The sequence below is a fragment of the Bacillus sp. SN1 genome, assembly GCF_002796895.1.
In the GTDB taxonomy this organism is placed as follows: Bacteria; Bacillota; Bacilli; order Bacillales; family Bacillaceae; genus Bacillus; species Bacillus inaquosorum.
On record NZ_PHIE01000001.1, the window covers coordinates 1,473,173 to 1,488,479 of the forward strand.

Sequence of the window (15,307 nt, forward strand, 5' to 3'; positions counted from 1 at the left end):
CACCTAAAAACCCTGAACGTTTATGTGAAAAATGAATAGTCTGCCTATAACTCGATCAATAGATAAGAAAACAGACAGATGCAAACGGGGGGAAAACGTTGAACGAACAAATCATCACATATGACACATGGAACGACACGCTGTCCAAGCAGATAACGGATCAATTGATCGATGAGCTCGATGTGTTGAAATGGGCTTACCGAACATATAGGGAAAAGATTGTGTACGCGTGCAGCTTTGGCGCAGAAGGGATGGTACTTCTCGACCTCATATCAAAAATCAACAAAAACGCGCACATCATCTTTTTAGATACAGGGCTGCATTTCCAGGAAACATATGAGCTGATCGAGACCGTCAAAGAGCGATATCCGGGACTGACAATCCAGTTACTCGAACCCGAGCTGACCTTAAAAGAACAGGAGACGCAATACGGCGGTGAGCTGTGGAAACATAACCCGAATCTATGCTGCCAATTGCGGAAAATCGAACCGCTGAAAAAGCACCTGTCCGGCATGTCAGCTTGGATTTCAGGGCTGCGCCGGGAGCAGTCGCCTACGAGAAAGCATATTCAATACGTGAATCTGGATCAAAAGTTTAAGCTCATCAAAATTTGCCCGCTCATCCACTGGACATGGGATGACATTTGGACGTACATCCGCCTGCACAATTTGCCTTATAACAAACTGCACGATCAACATTACCCGAGCATAGGCTGTGAAATGTGTACATTGCCTTCCGCGGACCCGAACGATGAGAGAGCTGGAAGATGGGCCGGACGGGAGAAAACAGAATGCGGCCTGCATCAAGAATAGCGTCCGGCATGCCCTTGCCATGGAATGATGTTGACGCGCTGCTCGAGGTTTTCAGCCAGCGCAGAAAAGAAAACAAAGGAAACGTAAAAATGGAGGTTGAACACGTTGAATGGAAACGAGCCCCACGGAGGGGTGTTAATCAACCGCTGCGATCCCGCATGCCATTTTGAAGGGTGCACGTGCGAAGCGGAGCTGGATCAGCTTGCACTGAGCGACCTGGAGCTTATCGCGATCGGCGGCTACAGCCCGTTAACAGGTTTTTTGGGAGAAAAAGATTATCATTCTGTTGTGAAAGAGATGAGGCTGGCAAACGGCTTACCGTGGAGTCTGCCGATTACGCTGCCTGTCGGAGAAAAAACAGCAAAACAGCTGTCTGCCGGAGATCGCGTCAAGCTTGTGAAAGACGGCATCACCTACGGCATGATCACAGTCATTGATATATACCAGCCCGATAAAACACAGGAAGCGCTGTCTGTTTTTAAAACAAACGACCCTGCCCACCCAGGCGTAAAAAAATTGCTTGAGCGTCCGGATTACTATATCGGAGGGCCTATCACGGTCAGCCGCCTTCCCGACAAATCCTTCGAACAGTTTTACGCAGCGCCCGCAGAAACAAGAGCAGCCTTTAACAAACTCGGCTGGAAAACGATTGTCGGTTTTCAAACCAGGAACCCTGTTCACAGAGCGCATGAATACATTCAAAAAACAGCGTTAGAAACGGTCGACGGTCTGCTGCTTCACCCGCTTGTCGGAGAAACGAAGTCAGACGATATTCCAAGCGATATCAGAATGGAGAGCTATCAGGTTTTGCTTGATCACTATTATCCAAAGGATCGGGTCATGTTATCGGTTTTCCCTGCTGCCATGAGGTATGCAGGTCCGCGGGAAGCGATTTTCCATGCCCTCGTCCGCAAAAACTACGGCTGCACCCATTTTATTGTAGGCCGTGATCACGCGGGTGTCGGCAGCTATTACGGAACATACGACGCGCAAAATATTTTTCAATCATTCACAGAGGAGGAGCTGGGCATCAAGCCGCTGTTTTTCGAGCACAGCTTTTACTGCCGGAAATGCGGAAACATGGGCACCTCGAAAACATGTCCGCACAGCCCAAGAGACCACATCCACTTATCAGGCACAAAAGTGAGAGAGCTTCTCCGCCACGGCAAAAAGCCGCCTAAAGAATTCAGCCGCCCTGAGGTCGCAAACGTGCTGATCAAGGGTCTTCATCAACAGCCAGTTGCCATCCAGCAAAACAGCGGGGGATTGCAATGACACACAATCCAAACATCATTTGGCACCGCGCTGCAATCTCGAAGTCTGACAGACAGTCCTTAAACGGGCACAAAAGCTGCGCCCTCTGGTTTACCGGACTGTCTGGCTCAGGAAAGTCGGTGCTGGCCAATGCTGTTGATGAAAAGCTTTACCGCATGGGCATTCAGAGCTATGTGCTTGACGGCGATAATATCCGCCATGGCTTAAACAAAGATCTTGGATTTCAGACTGGAGACAGGATTGAAAACATTCGCCGGATCGGAGAAGTGGCGAAGCTGTTTGTCGACAGCGGGCAAATGATTTTAACGGCTTTTATTTCTCCATTCAGAGAGGACCGGGACATGGTCAGAGCACTCTTTCCTGAGGGAGAGTTCTTCGAAATTTATGTGAAGTGCCCGCTGCACGTTTGTGAACAGCGCGATCCAAAAGGACTATATAAAAAAGCGCGAAACGGAGAAATTAAACATTTTACCGGGATCGATTCCCCGTATGAACCGCCGCTTTCACCCGATTTCATCATTGAGACAGACCAGACATCTATTTCCGACGGAGCTGATCTGATCATTACAGAACTGCAAAGCAAAGGAATCATATAAAAACCCGATCAATATCGGGTTTTTTCTCATGATCCCGCAAACTGTGCAATCAAACGGTTGATCTTCTCTTTTTCTTCATAAAAAGCTCCGTGCCCGCTGTTTACAAACGGAACCAATTCCGACTGTTTGATGCCGCGCTTCAATTCTTTCGCAAAATCAAACGGCGCAATTTTATCCTTTCTCCCGTGCAGGATCAGTGCCGGCACCTTGATCGATGCAAGATCCTTTCTGAGATCCTCGTCTCTTAATGCAATGCCGGAGTGGATCGTCCCGTAGGAGGAAGCCTCCAGCATCAGATTGAGAAACCAAAGTCTGAGCTCCGGAGACACGTTTTTCTCAAAAAACTGTGTCCCTAAATCAGCCAGTGTTTTGGGCCGATCCGTTTTGAATTGTTCAATCATATCGTCAATATCCTGCTTCCTCATCCCGTACGGATAACCCGGTCGTTTTGTAAATGCGGGCGCCGCTGCAGACAATAATATCAGCTTGCCAATATCGGCTCCTTCATGCCTTGCCATATAACGGATGGCGATTGCGCCGCCCATCGAAAAACCGGCAAGAACCGCGTTCTCAAGCTGCAGCGTATAAATGACTGCCTTCACATCATCTGCTATCGTGTCATAATCGTAGCCTTCCCACGGGCGATCAGATTGCCCATATCCCCGTAAATCAATGCCGATAAAACGGAATCCTCTTTTCGGAAGCTCATTCATTTGATATTCAAACATCTTATGATTCAGCGGCCACCCGTGCAAAAAGATGATCGGCCTTCCATGCCCGATATCCTCTACAAACAGTGTCACATGCTCCTCGGTTTTGACGTAATGCCCCATTCCGCATTCCTCCTGTTCCCTTTTCTTTCCCGGCCTGTAACCGCCTTGACGTACAGGAAGCTTTCCATTTATGCTTACAAAACAAGCGGGCTGCTGTACCAAGAAAAGGCTCTTCACGATTTACTATATGTATCAATTTCCATAACGATCTATTAAATTGATCCCGAAGGCCTCTGGTTTTCGGGCAGTAAAGGATGTCATCACATGAATAAAACAGTGATTCAAAAACCGCACATACCGGAAAACCTGCAAATCGCCGATTTTTACGAAACCGCGGCGAAGGATGATGTGATCAGCATGCATTTGTTTGAAGATTGTACAATCTGCGGCGAAGATATTGAAAGACTTTGTGTGGAAAAAACGATATTCAGAAATGTTGTGTTTATCGATGTATCTTTCCGGCATATCGAACTGACAGATGTGATCTTTGAAAAATGTGATTTGTCGAACGCCGATTTCAACGGGGCTGTCATTCACAGGACTTCAGTAAAGCAATCAAAAATGGTTGGAATGAATTTGGCGGAATCAACGCTGCGGAATGTTTCATTCGAGGAATGCCACGGACATTTCAGTTCATTTTCGTACTCAAATATGAAACAAGTTCGATTTGATCACTGTGCCCTTATGCAAAGTGAGTGCAGCAATATGGCGCTCCAGCAATCACACTTTGACAGGTGTGAACTGGAAGGCGCCAGCTTTACCGGCACGTCCCTTCAAAATATGGACATCAGCACCTGCCGTTTTGAACAGCTTCATGTCTCCCTCGACAAATTGAAAGGCTGCAAAATCGCGCCGGAGCACGCGATTGCTTTCGCCAGGGCGCTGGGAGCTGTCATTGTATAACAAAAGCTTAGGACATCAGGCGGCGGGCTGTACAGGCTGCCGCTTTAATGCCTGTTTCCAAATCCGCAAGAGATGCATAGGAATATGACAGCCTGATGCTGTTTCGGTCTTCGCTGTCATAAATGGAACCGGGGTTCACCAGCACCTGCTGTTTCAGCAATTCATGGAAGAAACGGGCGACAGGCAGGGCTCGATGAAATGTCACGCAAATATAAAAGCCTCCGGCGGGAGTTGTCCACGTCGCGATGTCCCATGCATACTGCTTAAGAAAATGAAGCGCCGCGTCTCTCCTTTGTTTTAGCTCCCTGCGTATCCATGTCAGATGCTCTTCATAATATCCCTGTGACAGCCATTCGGCAGCCGCCCACTGAGACAGGCCGCTCGATCCGTAGTCTGTCTGCATTTTAATGTCTGCCAGCCTTTCAATGACCGGCTCCGGTCCGACAAGCCAGCCGATTCGAAGGCCGGGGCTCACTGTTTTTGAAAAAGTGCCCAGATACAGAATATTGCCTTCATGATCCATTGCTTTTAAGGACTGCGGCGGTTTTTCTTCAAACCATATATCACCGTATGCATCATCCTCAATGATCGGCAGCCGCTCTTTTTTTGAAAGGCTGATGATCTCTTTCCTTCGCTGTTCTGACATGACAATGCCTGTCGGATTATGAAACGATGGAATCGTGTAAAGCAGCTGTCCTCCGTATTGTTTTCGATAAGAAGAAACAAGCCCCGCTTTGATACCTGCTTCATCCATCGGCAAGCCGCGAAGCCGCATCCCCGCTGATTGAAACACATGCAAAGATTGAAGATAGGACGGTTTTTCAGTCAAAATGACAGAGCCTCGTTTTAAAAGCCCGATCGAGATGAGCTGAAGCGCCTGAAGCGCGCCGGACACAATTAAAATCGCTGACGGTGACACGTGGATCTGCTTTCCTTTTAAATGCTCCGCCACCGCCCCCCGCAGCTGACGGTTTCCTTTCGGCTGCTCGTACCCTAAAGACAGAGCGTGCGGATTGATCTGCTGAAACATCCGTCGCATTGTATCAGCAGGCAGCAGATCCGGTGAAAGCTCTCCTGTGCCTAATCTGATGATATCCGCTCTTGGTTCATTTTGATTTATATCCTGAATGATAGAAGAATTAGGGTGATGAATTCCTGAACGGACGTAATCGCTCCAATCGAGCGGAGGCTCAGCGGCCAGCACGCTCCAAGTACTGTTTACAACCTTCGTGCCGCCTCCTCTCCTCCCCTCTAACAGGCCTTGAGACGTGAGTTCATCAATGGCTGCTGTCACTGTACTGCGGTTGACTTGAAACATGTCGGCCAGCGTTCTCTGTGAAGGGATTTTCGTCCCTACAGCCCACTCTCCGTGAAGAATTTTGTCTTTCATGTATTGTTCAATCTGCCGATGCAGCGGAATATCCGAATCTCGGCTTGGCTGCCATTGCAACATAGTCATGCCCCCTTTTTTCACATTATACATTTGGCTGGTTCTAAACCCAACCAAATGGCCGGAGACATGATAGAAAATCTCCCTTAAGATTGAAACAACAGATGTGAAGGGAGTTTTTTCAGCATGAATGCAATCATCCACGGAGTTGTGCTAGCGTTTGGCTTGATTTTGCCGCTGGGAGCGCAGAATGTGTTTATTTTTCAGCAAGGAGCGTGGCAAAGGCATATTTGGCGGGCACTCCCCGCCGTCATCAGCGCTTCTGTCTGCGATACCCTGCTCATTGTGTCAGCGGTTGCTGGTGTATCTGTCATTGTGCAGCAGGTGCCTGTGTTTGAAACGGTAATGATGGCCGGTGGATTTTTATTTCTCCTCTATATGGGCTGGGTGACATGGAACAGCCGTCCGAAAGCAAATCAAAATGAGAAAAATACGTTCACAGCTAAAAAACAAGCTGCGTTTGCGGCCGCCGTTTCTCTATTAAACCCACACGCTATTCTGGACACGATCGGTGTCATCGGCACAAGCTCACTCCAATATTCTGGGCTTGAGAAATGGCTCTTTATGGCTGCTTGTGTCACTGTATCTTGGTTTTGGTTTATCAGTCTTGCGATAGCGGGCCGACTGTTTCAGACGATAGATACGAGCGGCAGGCTTATGCTGATTGTAAACAAATGCTCTGCAGTGGTGATGTGGGCAGCAGCAGGATATTTCGGGGCATCTCTCTTCAGCAATTGAAGGAAAAACAATTGAAACAGCGAATGTCTTAGAAAAGGAGGCAATGCTAATGACTGATGCAAAACAGTTTTATGACTACCATTCTTGGGCAAACAAGCGAATATTTAACCATATCGAAAAACTGCCGGAGGAAACTGCTTATCAAGAAGTAAAGAGCGTATTCCCTTCTGTCAGCGACGTGCTGCTTCATATGTGCAGGGCTGACTACATTTGGCTGAACGTTCTTTCGGAAGTTGCCTACCAAGAGATCATAGACAGCGTAGGCAAATTCGAGTCCGCGCAAGGTGATATGGCAGCGATTAAACAGCATGCTTCCAAGTTGGAGGCGCAGTATCATGATTTCTTCAGCCGACAGATAGACTTAGAACAGACCTTCTCAATGAAACATCCGAAACTCGGGACACTGGAAACAACCTATGCAGACATCATCCTGCATGTCGTCAATCACGGCACTTATCACAGAGGGAACGTGACTGCAATGCTGAGACAGCTTGGCCATTCAGGCGTACCTACTGATTATGTGTACTATTTATATGAAAAGAGAGAAAGCAAGGGCTAAACTGCCCTTGCTTTTTTTGATAAGAACGATTTGCGGAAGTCGCAGACGCAATATGATAACGTTTACAAACTAGTATGAGCACGACTCACATCCAGCTGTACAGGCCTGCCGCTTCGATACGAATTGGTCGCGGCAATGCCGACTTCTAAATTGATCGTTGCATCGACATCTGTCACGATCGGCGTTGTTCCATTCCGGACACACTCGGCAAAGTGCTGCAGCTCTAAGCAGTAGGCTTCATGAAAACGAGTTTGAAAGTCTGGGATAATATCATAGCTGCTCCCTTTCGCCGACAGGATGGTCACATGTTGATTTCTCAATGTCCCTATGAAAATACTGCCCTCAGTCCCGATAACTTCCGCCCGGATGTCATGTCCGTATGGAGAGGTTCTGCTTGCCTCGACATCTCCCGCTGCGCCGGAGTCAAATTCTATATACGTCAGCGCCTGATCCACATCGCCGTACTGCTCCATAAACGGGTTGTTCAAGATCCTGCCGTGTCCCGAAACAGAAGTGATCTCCGCACCGAGCAAATAACGGGCAATATCATAGTCATGAATGGAGCAGTCAATAAAGATCCCGCCGCTGTGTTTGATAAACTCTGCGGGAGGCGCTCCTTGATCGCGCGTAAACCCTTTATAATAGATGGGTTTGCCGATTTCCCCAGCGTCGATCCGCCGTTTGGCATCTGCGTACGCGGGATCGAACCGCCTCATAAAGCCGACTTGGCAAATGACACCTGTCTCTTTCACTTTTTCAGAAACTGCTTTTGATTCCTCAAGGCTTAATGTCAGTGGTTTTTCAACGAAGATTTGCTTACCGTTCTCCGCTGCTTTGATGATCATATCGCCATGTGTGCTTGTCGGCGTTACGATAATGACAGCGTCAATGCTGGGATCTTCTAACAACTCGTATGGGTCCTCTGACCATTCTTCGATACCGAATTCTCTGGCCACCTGCTCCGCTCTCCCTTTCAACGGGTCACCGACACTGACCAGTTTTGCCCCCGGAACACTGGTGACGAGATTTTTCGCATGATAATAACCGAGCCTTCCTAACCCCAATACTGCGCATCTTACTTGATGTTCCACGTCCCATCCTCTCCTTTATCTCATTTCAGGATCGCTTCGAGAAAGCGCTTTCTATTACCAGCTAAAAAACAGCGGTTCAATCCGCTTTAACACATTGCGCAAGCGCTTTCTCAAAAGATGATTTCATTTTACACCGCCTCTTGTTAACACGCAATATGTTTTTTAGCTTCAACTGCCAAAATGAAAAGAACCCGCTCATTTGCGGGCTCATGTTTTGAGTGGTGCTGTAGAATGTCTGACCACAAGCTCAGGCTGCAGCACTATTTTTTGTTTCGTCTTTCGTTTTCCTTCGATTGCTTCTGCCAGCAGTTCGATGACGCTCCGCCCCATATCTTTAATCGGCTGGGCCACGGTGGTCAGGGGCGGGGCAGCCATTTCTGCAAGTATCGTGTTATCAAAACCGATGATGGAAAGGTCATCGGGCACTTTTATGCCTCTCATTCTCGCAGCTTGTATGGCGGCGCAAGCCAATACGTCGTTGAAGGCAAAAATAGCCGTTGGGGCGTTCCTGTCCAGCAATTTTCCCGCTTCTTCCTTGCCGCTTTCCAAAGAAAATCGCGTCGGGATGATAAGCGATTCATCGACAGGCACGCCCGCTTCCTCCATCGCCTGGCGGAAGCCTTTGATTCTGTTTTTTTCACCCGTCGTTGACCCGTCTCCCACAATGCAGGCGATGTTCGTGTGGCCGAGTGACAGAAGATGCTTGGCAGCTTCATACCCGCCACGAACGTCATCCATCACGACAATATCCATCGGGAGCAGCGGCTTATCCTGAGAAATCATGGCAAGCGGAATTTGCTCGCTGGCGATTTCCTCCAAAGCAGACATGCTGCCATGATTCTCAATTCCTGTCGCAAAAATAATCCCGTCCACCTTTTTCTGCTTCAGCACTGAAAAATATTTCGTTTCTTTTTTCGGATCGTAATCAGTGCTGCAAATCATCATTTGAAAACCGAGCTCATCCGCTCTTTCCTCAATGCTTTTGGCAAGTTCGCCGTAAAACGGATTTGAAATATCAGGCGCCACGAGAGCGATCATATTCGTCCGTTTTCCCGTTAACGCCGCGGCGTGGACATTGGGCGTGTATGCCATTTCCTTCATGACATTCATCACCTTCTGCCGCGTTTTGCCGCTGATTCTGCCAGTATTGTTAATGACACGCGACACAGTTGTGATCGAGACCCCCGCCGCCCTTGCCACATCGTAGATTGTTGTTTTCATGTTCATCCCTCGTCTGGTTATTGAACTTTCCGGCTGACAATTTTCCGGTATTCAATTGGTGAAATGCCTTCTATCTGCTTAAAGAGTTTTGAAAAGTATGTCGGGTCTTCCATTCCGACCGTTTCCGCAATGACGCCCATTTTATCATTTGTAGAGGATAAAAGGCGCTTCGCTTCTGTCATTCTCACCCGGTTCGTGTATTGCGCCGGTGTGACGCCGAGCACCTGCTGCATGCAGCGGCTCACATAATCCTGATTATAGTGAAGGGCGAGCGAGAGATCCTTGATTGTCGTCTTCTCCTTAAAATGCTCCTGTAAGTACCGGGCCGCCTCCCAGGCAACCCGTTCTTTCGCAGACGGAATTTGAAACGCCTCTTTTTGAAGATGCAGCATCAATTCCTCAAATAAGATTTGCTTTCTAAGCGGCAAATCGGAGTTTTCCGCAGAGTAATCTATGAGCCTTTCAAACTGCTGCGCCATAAACTGCGGGCGCTGCACCTTGCCTTTTCTCGGCAAAGCCAGGCCGTAGCGGGCCGGCGTCTCGAAGCTCCCTTTTTCCTGCTGAAGCTCAGACCAGTTGCTCCCTCCCTTTGCCGTAAATTCATATCGATGTTCATCAAAGTGAAGCCAATAATAGGAGGTTGCTTCATCACTGCCCTTCGTCCCATAGTGTTCAAGACCGGGAGAAAGCAAGATGTACTCGCCGCCTTCAACAGAGAACGATTTTTCATTTTCCGTTATATAAAGCGTTCCCTGCTTGACGTATATCAGATCAAATACAGAAAAAACGCGCTTCACATGGGTTTCTCCCCTTTTAAAAACCCCTTCTCCGGCTGCGATAAAGACCGGAAAAGGCGGGACTGTAAACAGGATGCGAGGCATTTTGATCATCCTCCTTATTAAGTCGGATTTTTGCAAGAAGTATCGTTTCTCTCCCTTTTTATTATAAGGAAATGGAGGTACACTTTAAAACGTTGATTTTATTTACGAAAGGGGTTAGACACGATGAAACAAGCTGTCTTCAAATCAACTGCTTTGAAAAAACCCGCTGACAAATCGTTCTCATTATTTTCGCTTACTTGGCCGATCTTTATTGAGGTCTCATTATATATGTTTATGGGTAATGCCGATACACTCATGCTCAGCCAATACTCAGATAACAGCGTGGCAGCGGTCGGCGTCAGCAACCAGATTTTGAATTTAATTATCGTGATGTTCAGCTTTATCGCAACAGGAACGACTGTGATCATTTCACAATTTTTAGGGTCACGGCAAAAGAAAGAAGCCATGGAAGTCGCTTATGTGTCAATCGGCGCCAACTTCTTCATCAGCCTTGCCATCAGCGCCGTCGTCTTTTTCGCGGCTGTCCCTCTGCTTCATATGATGGGATTATCAAACGAGCTGATGCCTGATGCGAAGGTCTTTTTACAAGTTGTCGGAGGTCTGTCCTTTATTCAGGCTTTAATCATGACATTCAGCGCGATCTTAAAAAGCTACGGCTACACAAAAGATACAATGTTTGTCACAATCGGCATGAACATTTTAAACATTGCCGGAAACTTTGTTGTGATTTTCGGTCTGTTCGGCTTTCCTGTTCTCGGCGTCGCCGGTGTGGCCATGTCCACATCTATCGCCCGCGTCATCGGATTAATCGCGATGATTGTCATTGTCAACAAACGCATCCAGCTGAAGATGTCATTGAAAAAAGTCTTTCATATGCATAAAGAGCATTTGCGCAAGCTGCTGAAAATCGGCATCCCTTCTGCGGGAGAACAGCTTTCATACAACCTTTCGCAAATGATTGTCACTTATTTTATCGCCATCATGGGTGCGCAGGCTTTGACAACAAAAGTGTATACGCAAAATATTACGATGTTTATTTTGCTGTTCGGCACTGCAATCAGCCAGGGCACGCAAATTTTAATCGGCCGCTATATCGGCGGCAAACAGTTTGATGCCGCGTATGAGCGCTGCATGAAGAGCTTATATTGGGCACTCGGAATTGCTGCGGCCACATCGGTTTTGATGACGATCTTTTCAAAAGACCTGATCGGCATTTTTACACAAAGCCCTGATATTATTGCGACTGCGAGCCTTTTGATTGCCATGACAATTATCCTTGAACCGGGCCGCTCGTTTAATGTCATTATCATTAACTCCCTGCGTGCCGCGGGGGATGCGAAATTCCCGGTTTACATGGCAATGATTTCGATGTGGGGCATCGGCCTCCCGCTTGCTTATCTATTCGGGATCCACCTCGGTTTCGGTCTTGCCGGCGTTTGGATTTCCTTTATTGCGGACGAATGGGTTCGCGGAATCTTAATGTACAGAAGATGGCGCTCCCGTATCTGGATTCAAAAAGGAATGGCGTAACACCCGGCTCAATAAGGCCGGGTGTTTTTTTATATGTCAGACAGAATCCGCTTCACTTCATTCTCTGTGAGGGCGTATTGATGTTGAAATACATCATACTGCTCCGCCCGGATTTTTTCTAAAACAGCCCGGTACAAATGAAGAGCGGCTTTCACCGTTTTTTGTGAATATAACGGAAATAGCGGCAATGCATCCAGGCACTCCTCAAGATAGGCTTCCGCTTCAAAAGCGATATACTCCCATGTCATGGTAAACGCCTTATTCACGACGCCATTTTGAAGGTCGTCCTCTGTATATCCAAATTGCTGCATCACCTGCCGGGGGATGCGGTTTTTTTGCTGTTGGTCCGTGCCGATATCTCTCAGAAGCCGAATCAGCTGAATCGCTAAACCGAGAGAGCCGGCTGCATGTGTAAGCTGTTCCTGATGCCGGCGCGCCATAGTCGGGAGAAGCATCAATCCGGCCGAGCCGCCCGTCTGGTATGCGTGCATGAGCAGTTCATCAAGGCTTTCGAACGGTTTATCTTCCGCTTTCTGTGCGGTAATGAACTCACGAAATGGCTCGCTGTCCAATGTAAAGGTCTGATACGCGTGGCTGAAAGCCTTCCACAAAACATGATTCCCGTTATATGTCCCGGAAAAAACATGCTCAGCCTCAGCTTCAATGGCAGATAACGCCTTCTCATCCGCATTGGCTGCCGTATGGCAAAACGCCATAACTGTCCAAGCTGCCTGCCTTTGCTTCAGCGGGAGAAACGAGAATGCTTTGTAACAGGCTGGTTCGCGGGCGCTGACGATCTGGCCGCATTGCTGATAGACTTCTTTTATCTCTGTCATTTCTTTTCACTCCTATGTATCACTGCTTCTTCAAGTCTATTATGTTTTCTCGCAATTGTATATGAAGAAAAAGCCGATTCCTTTGCGCAGAATCGGCTTTTTCTTTATCCCTCATCAATATCAATGCGATACGCTTCAAACCATGTATGAATTTGAGCAAGGTGGGCGATCAGCTGAGGCCCCTTCATGAGCTGCCCGAACCATGGAACCTTGAAGGAGGAGCCTTCCGTTTCTAAGAGCTGATCCAATTGTTTTCTATCCAGCAGGGTATGGAGCACGGAGTCCTTTTGGCTTCTGATCGTTTTCAGCCATTCGCTGACGCCTTTTGTATATTCCGGGTGGTGTGTTTTCGGATATGGGCTTTTTTTGCGATACAGAATGTCATCAGGCAAAATGCCCTCAAGCGCTTTACGGAAAATGCCTTTCTCCCGATTGTCATGCATTTTCATTTCCCACGGGATATTCCAGACATATTCCACGAGCCGGTGATCGGCGAACGGCACCCGCACTTCAAGGCTCGCCCCCATGCTCATCCGGTCCTTGCGATCCAAAAGATTCGTCATAAACCAAAGCATATTTAAATAGAACAGCTGTCTTCTTGCTTTGTCCACACCCGTTTCTCCGTCTAATAATGGCGTTTCTGCCAAAGTTTCTTCATATTTGGCATTTACGTATTCTTTGAGATTCAATTTGTTCTGCCACGAATCAGAAAGCAGCTTGATCCGCTCCTCCGTCGACCTCATCCATGGAAAGCCCGATTCAACGTCTGCCATATGGAACCACGGATACCCGCCGAAAATCTCATCCGCACACTCTCCCGACAGGCTGACGACAAAATCTTTTTTGATTTCCCGGCAAAACCACAGCAAGGACGAGTCAACATCAGCCATTCCCGGCAAGTCTTTGACCAGTACGGCTTCCTCCAAATGATCGACGAGATCTTTTTGGCTGATCACGCATTTGTGATGCGTCGTGCCGAAGGCCTCTGTCATTTTTTCAATCCATGGGCCGTCATCATTGGGCTGAAAGGCACTCGCTTGAAAAAATTTATCGTTCTCTTCGTAATCAATCGAATAAGTATGAAGCGGCGCTTTCCCTTCCTTTTCAAAATGGCCTGCCGCGATCGCAGTAATGGCGCTTGAGTCCAGTCCGCCTGATAGGAATGTGCAAACCGGCACATCCGACACAAGCTGCCGCGTCACCGCATCCTGAAACAACGATCTGACATTGGCAACAGTATCACCAAAGCCATCCGTATGTTTTTCGCTTTGGACATTCCAATAACGCCAAATGTTCAGCCCGTCTTTAGAAAACGTCAGCGCATGGGCCGGCCGGACTTCTTTTATGCCTTTAAATACGCCGGTGCCCGGGGTTCTGGACGGCCCAAGCCCGAAAATTTCAGAAAGTCCTGTTCTGTCCACCCGCGCTTTTATATCAGGGTGTGCAAGGATCGCTTTGATTTCCGACCCGAAGAGAAAAGAAGAGCCTTGCTTCGTATAAAAAAACGGCTTCACACCGAGACGGTCTCTCGCCGCAAACAGCAGATCGCGCTTTTCATCCCACACAGCAAAAGCGAATATGCCATTGAGATGGTCTACACAGTCTTCCTGCCATTCAATGTAGCTGTGCAGCAGCACCTCGGTATCTGATGTCCGCTCGAACTGATGGCCCCGCGCCCGCAATTCTTTGCGCAGATCTTCCGTGTTATACAGCTCGCCATTATAAATAATGGTGTACGTATTTCCTTTAAAGGTGCATGCCATCGGCTGGCGCCCGCCTTCTATATCAACGACCGCAAGCCTTTTATGTCCGAATAAAACATGATGCTCTCCCCAAACGTTAGAATCATCAGGCCCCCGTTTGGAAAGAGTGTCTGTCATTCTGTTGATCGTTTGTTTTTCCTGGACGAGCTGCTTTTTAAAATCGACCCAACCCGTAATTCCACACATGTGATATCAGCTCCAATCCCGTTTCTTTCGTAACAATTTCGTTTCTTTCAGCACCTTAGTAAGTTTATGCATCTTTAGGCAGATAGTTGATTTGTCCATAAAAGAGTTGTATGGGACAGGCTTGAATTGGATAGAAAGGAGAGGAAAGAAGAAAAAGGAGACAGCATGTATGAAACGGAAACAATTGATATATACAGAGGAGCGAAAGTGGGAGTACGGCACCATCCTCATCGAAGACGGCATCTGTTTAATCGAAAACGAGGAAGGCGATATACTGCTGGCGGACAGTCTCCATCACAGCCCAATCTGGATACAGCATAAAGGAAAGTGGGAGCAGGCAGGCTTTCAGGATCAATTGATTCTGGCATGCGGTGAAGAAAACATCTCCCTTTCCGGCGGAGAACGCATCCGCTATGAAAAATCAGTCAAGCGGCCGCTCATGGCGCTTTTAGATTCACTTGATGACGAAACCTTTCTCGCATTTTTGCAGTACTTGCACAGCTTCGGCTTATCGGTATTCGATTGTGTGTTTTCTTATAATAAAGGCGTTTTTTCGAATATTTCGGAGGAGCAGGGTGTTTCTTTTTATCACTTTTCAAATGACACCGCCCAATGCGCGGTGCAGCATCACTACAGCAGCGAAGGGACGGGAGACCGATTCGAATGGACGGCTTCAAATGGAAAGCGATCCATTATGTATTCAGCGGTCCAGCGGGGGCGCAAATAAAAAAA

The 15,307-nt window shown here is 47.8% G+C and carries 14 protein-coding genes and 1 pseudogene; 8 read left to right on the plus strand and 7 right to left on the minus strand.

The window, feature by feature from the left end; genetic code table 11:
* The first annotated feature begins 98 nt into the window (after positions 1 to 98).
* The 3 genes from CVV77_RS07490 to cysC all read left to right on the plus strand — a co-directional run bounded on the left by CVV77_RS07490 (position 99) and on the right by cysC (position 2,683).
* Positions 99 to 812: a phosphoadenylyl-sulfate reductase gene (locus CVV77_RS07490; RefSeq protein ID WP_100275012.1), complete on the plus strand. Its 714-nt coding sequence runs from the start codon at positions 99 to 101 to the stop codon at positions 810 to 812.
* A gap of 105 nt (positions 813 to 917) precedes the next feature.
* The gene (gene sat / locus CVV77_RS07495) at positions 918 to 2,087 is read left to right on the plus strand and encodes a sulfate adenylyltransferase (RefSeq protein ID WP_100275013.1); all 1,170 of its coding nucleotides are present in this window, start codon (positions 918 to 920) and stop codon (positions 2,085 to 2,087) included.
* Positions 2,084 to 2,683: an adenylyl-sulfate kinase gene (gene cysC, locus CVV77_RS07500; protein WP_019258017.1), complete on the plus strand. Its 600-nt coding sequence runs from the start codon at positions 2,084 to 2,086 to the stop codon at positions 2,681 to 2,683. Before sat ends, cysC begins: the two co-directional genes overlap by 4 nt.
* A gap of 26 nt (positions 2,684 to 2,709) precedes the next feature.
* On the opposite strand, the gene CVV77_RS07505 is transcribed toward cysC, so the two are convergent.
* Positions 2,710 to 3,516, minus strand: a complete 807-nt coding sequence (locus CVV77_RS07505) for an alpha/beta fold hydrolase (RefSeq protein WP_100275014.1) — start codon at positions 3,514 to 3,516, stop codon at positions 2,710 to 2,712.
* A gap of 204 nt (positions 3,517 to 3,720) precedes the next feature.
* Between CVV77_RS07505 and CVV77_RS07510 the strand changes: the two genes are divergently transcribed.
* Positions 3,721 to 4,359: a pentapeptide repeat-containing protein gene (locus tag CVV77_RS07510; RefSeq protein ID WP_100275015.1), complete on the plus strand. Its 639-nt coding sequence runs from the start codon at positions 3,721 to 3,723 to the stop codon at positions 4,357 to 4,359.
* A gap of 7 nt (positions 4,360 to 4,366) precedes the next feature.
* Here CVV77_RS07510 and CVV77_RS07515 read toward each other — a convergent pair whose 3' ends face one another.
* On the minus strand, positions 4,367 to 5,818 hold the full coding sequence (locus tag CVV77_RS07515) for an aminotransferase-like domain-containing protein (RefSeq protein ID WP_100275016.1): 1,452 nt from the start codon (positions 5,816 to 5,818) through the stop codon (positions 4,367 to 4,369).
* 117 nt (positions 5,819 to 5,935) lie between these two features.
* Between CVV77_RS07515 and CVV77_RS07520 the strand changes: the two genes are divergently transcribed.
* Positions 5,936 to 6,547, plus strand: a complete 612-nt coding sequence (locus CVV77_RS07520; protein ID WP_019258013.1) for a LysE family transporter — start codon at positions 5,936 to 5,938, stop codon at positions 6,545 to 6,547.
* 49 nt (positions 6,548 to 6,596) lie between these two features.
* On the plus strand, positions 6,597 to 7,106 hold the full coding sequence (locus CVV77_RS07525) for a DinB family protein (protein WP_019258012.1): 510 nt from the start codon (positions 6,597 to 6,599) through the stop codon (positions 7,104 to 7,106).
* A 62-nt stretch (positions 7,107 to 7,168) separates the two neighbouring features.
* Here the strand turns inward: CVV77_RS07525 and iolX are convergent, their stop codons facing one another.
* From iolX to CVV77_RS07540, 3 genes are all read right to left on the minus strand, one after another.
* Entirely contained in the window at positions 7,169 to 8,197 is a 1,029-nt protein-coding gene (gene iolX / locus CVV77_RS07530) for a scyllo-inositol 2-dehydrogenase (protein ID WP_100275017.1), read from the minus strand.
* A gap of 207 nt (positions 8,198 to 8,404) precedes the next feature.
* A complete protein-coding gene (degA, locus tag CVV77_RS07535; RefSeq protein ID WP_100275018.1) occupies positions 8,405 to 9,418 on the minus strand; it encodes a transcriptional regulator DegA in 1,014 nt (337 codons plus the stop codon).
* 17 nt (positions 9,419 to 9,435) lie between these two features.
* Positions 9,436 to 10,299 carry an AraC family transcriptional regulator gene (locus CVV77_RS07540; protein WP_100275019.1) on the minus strand — a complete coding sequence of 288 codons (864 nt, stop codon included), beginning with the start codon at positions 10,297 to 10,299 and terminating at the stop codon, positions 9,436 to 9,438.
* A gap of 123 nt (positions 10,300 to 10,422) precedes the next feature.
* Here CVV77_RS07540 and CVV77_RS07545 point away from each other — a divergent pair, with 123 nt between their 5' ends.
* The gene (locus tag CVV77_RS07545; protein ID WP_088111177.1) at positions 10,423 to 11,790 is read left to right on the plus strand and encodes an MATE family efflux transporter; all 1,368 of its coding nucleotides are present in this window, start codon (positions 10,423 to 10,425) and stop codon (positions 11,788 to 11,790) included.
* 29 nt (positions 11,791 to 11,819) lie between these two features.
* Here CVV77_RS07545 and CVV77_RS07550 read toward each other — a convergent pair.
* A pseudogene (locus CVV77_RS07550) lies at positions 11,820 to 12,649 on the minus strand (phytoene/squalene synthase family protein).
* 81 nt (positions 12,650 to 12,730) lie between these two features.
* Complete coding sequence (gene asnB / locus CVV77_RS07555; RefSeq protein ID WP_060398334.1) at positions 12,731 to 14,575, minus strand: asparagine synthase (glutamine-hydrolyzing); 1,845 nt, start codon at positions 14,573 to 14,575, stop codon at positions 12,731 to 12,733.
* Between the two features lie 169 nt (positions 14,576 to 14,744).
* On the opposite strand from asnB, the gene CVV77_RS07560 reads away from it, so the two are divergent.
* Positions 14,745 to 15,302 carry a DUF2777 domain-containing protein gene (locus CVV77_RS07560; protein ID WP_100275021.1) on the plus strand — a complete coding sequence of 186 codons (558 nt, stop codon included), beginning with the start codon at positions 14,745 to 14,747 and terminating at the stop codon, positions 15,300 to 15,302.
* The last annotated feature ends 5 nt before the right edge of the window (positions 15,303 to 15,307 follow it).

Bases quoted from the DNA above. Each gene is read 5' to 3' on its own strand.
- cysC (WP_019258017.1), top strand. From the start codon at position 2,084: ATGACACACAATCCAAACATCATTTGGCACCGCGCTGCAATCTCGAAG.
- CVV77_RS07505 (WP_100275014.1), bottom strand. From the start codon at position 3,516: ATGGGGCATTACGTCAAAACCGAGGAGCATGTGACACTGTTTGTAGAG.
- CVV77_RS07510 (WP_100275015.1), top strand. From the start codon at position 3,721: ATGAATAAAACAGTGATTCAAAAACCGCACATACCGGAAAACCTGCAA.
- CVV77_RS07515 (WP_100275016.1), bottom strand. From the start codon at position 5,818: ATGACTATGTTGCAATGGCAGCCAAGCCGAGATTCGGATATTCCGCTG.
- CVV77_RS07520 (WP_019258013.1), top strand. From the start codon at position 5,936: ATGAATGCAATCATCCACGGAGTTGTGCTAGCGTTTGGCTTGATTTTG.
- CVV77_RS07525 (WP_019258012.1), top strand. From the start codon at position 6,597: ATGACTGATGCAAAACAGTTTTATGACTACCATTCTTGGGCAAACAAG.
- degA (WP_100275018.1), bottom strand. From the start codon at position 9,418: ATGAAAACAACAATCTACGATGTGGCAAGGGCGGCGGGGGTCTCGATC.
- CVV77_RS07540 (WP_100275019.1), bottom strand. From the start codon at position 10,299: ATGCCTCGCATCCTGTTTACAGTCCCGCCTTTTCCGGTCTTTATCGCA.
- CVV77_RS07545 (WP_088111177.1), top strand. From the start codon at position 10,423: ATGAAACAAGCTGTCTTCAAATCAACTGCTTTGAAAAAACCCGCTGAC.
- asnB (WP_060398334.1), bottom strand. From the start codon at position 14,575: ATGTGTGGAATTACGGGTTGGGTCGATTTTAAAAAGCAGCTCGTCCAG.
- CVV77_RS07560 (WP_100275021.1), top strand. From the start codon at position 14,745: ATGAAACGGAAACAATTGATATATACAGAGGAGCGAAAGTGGGAGTAC.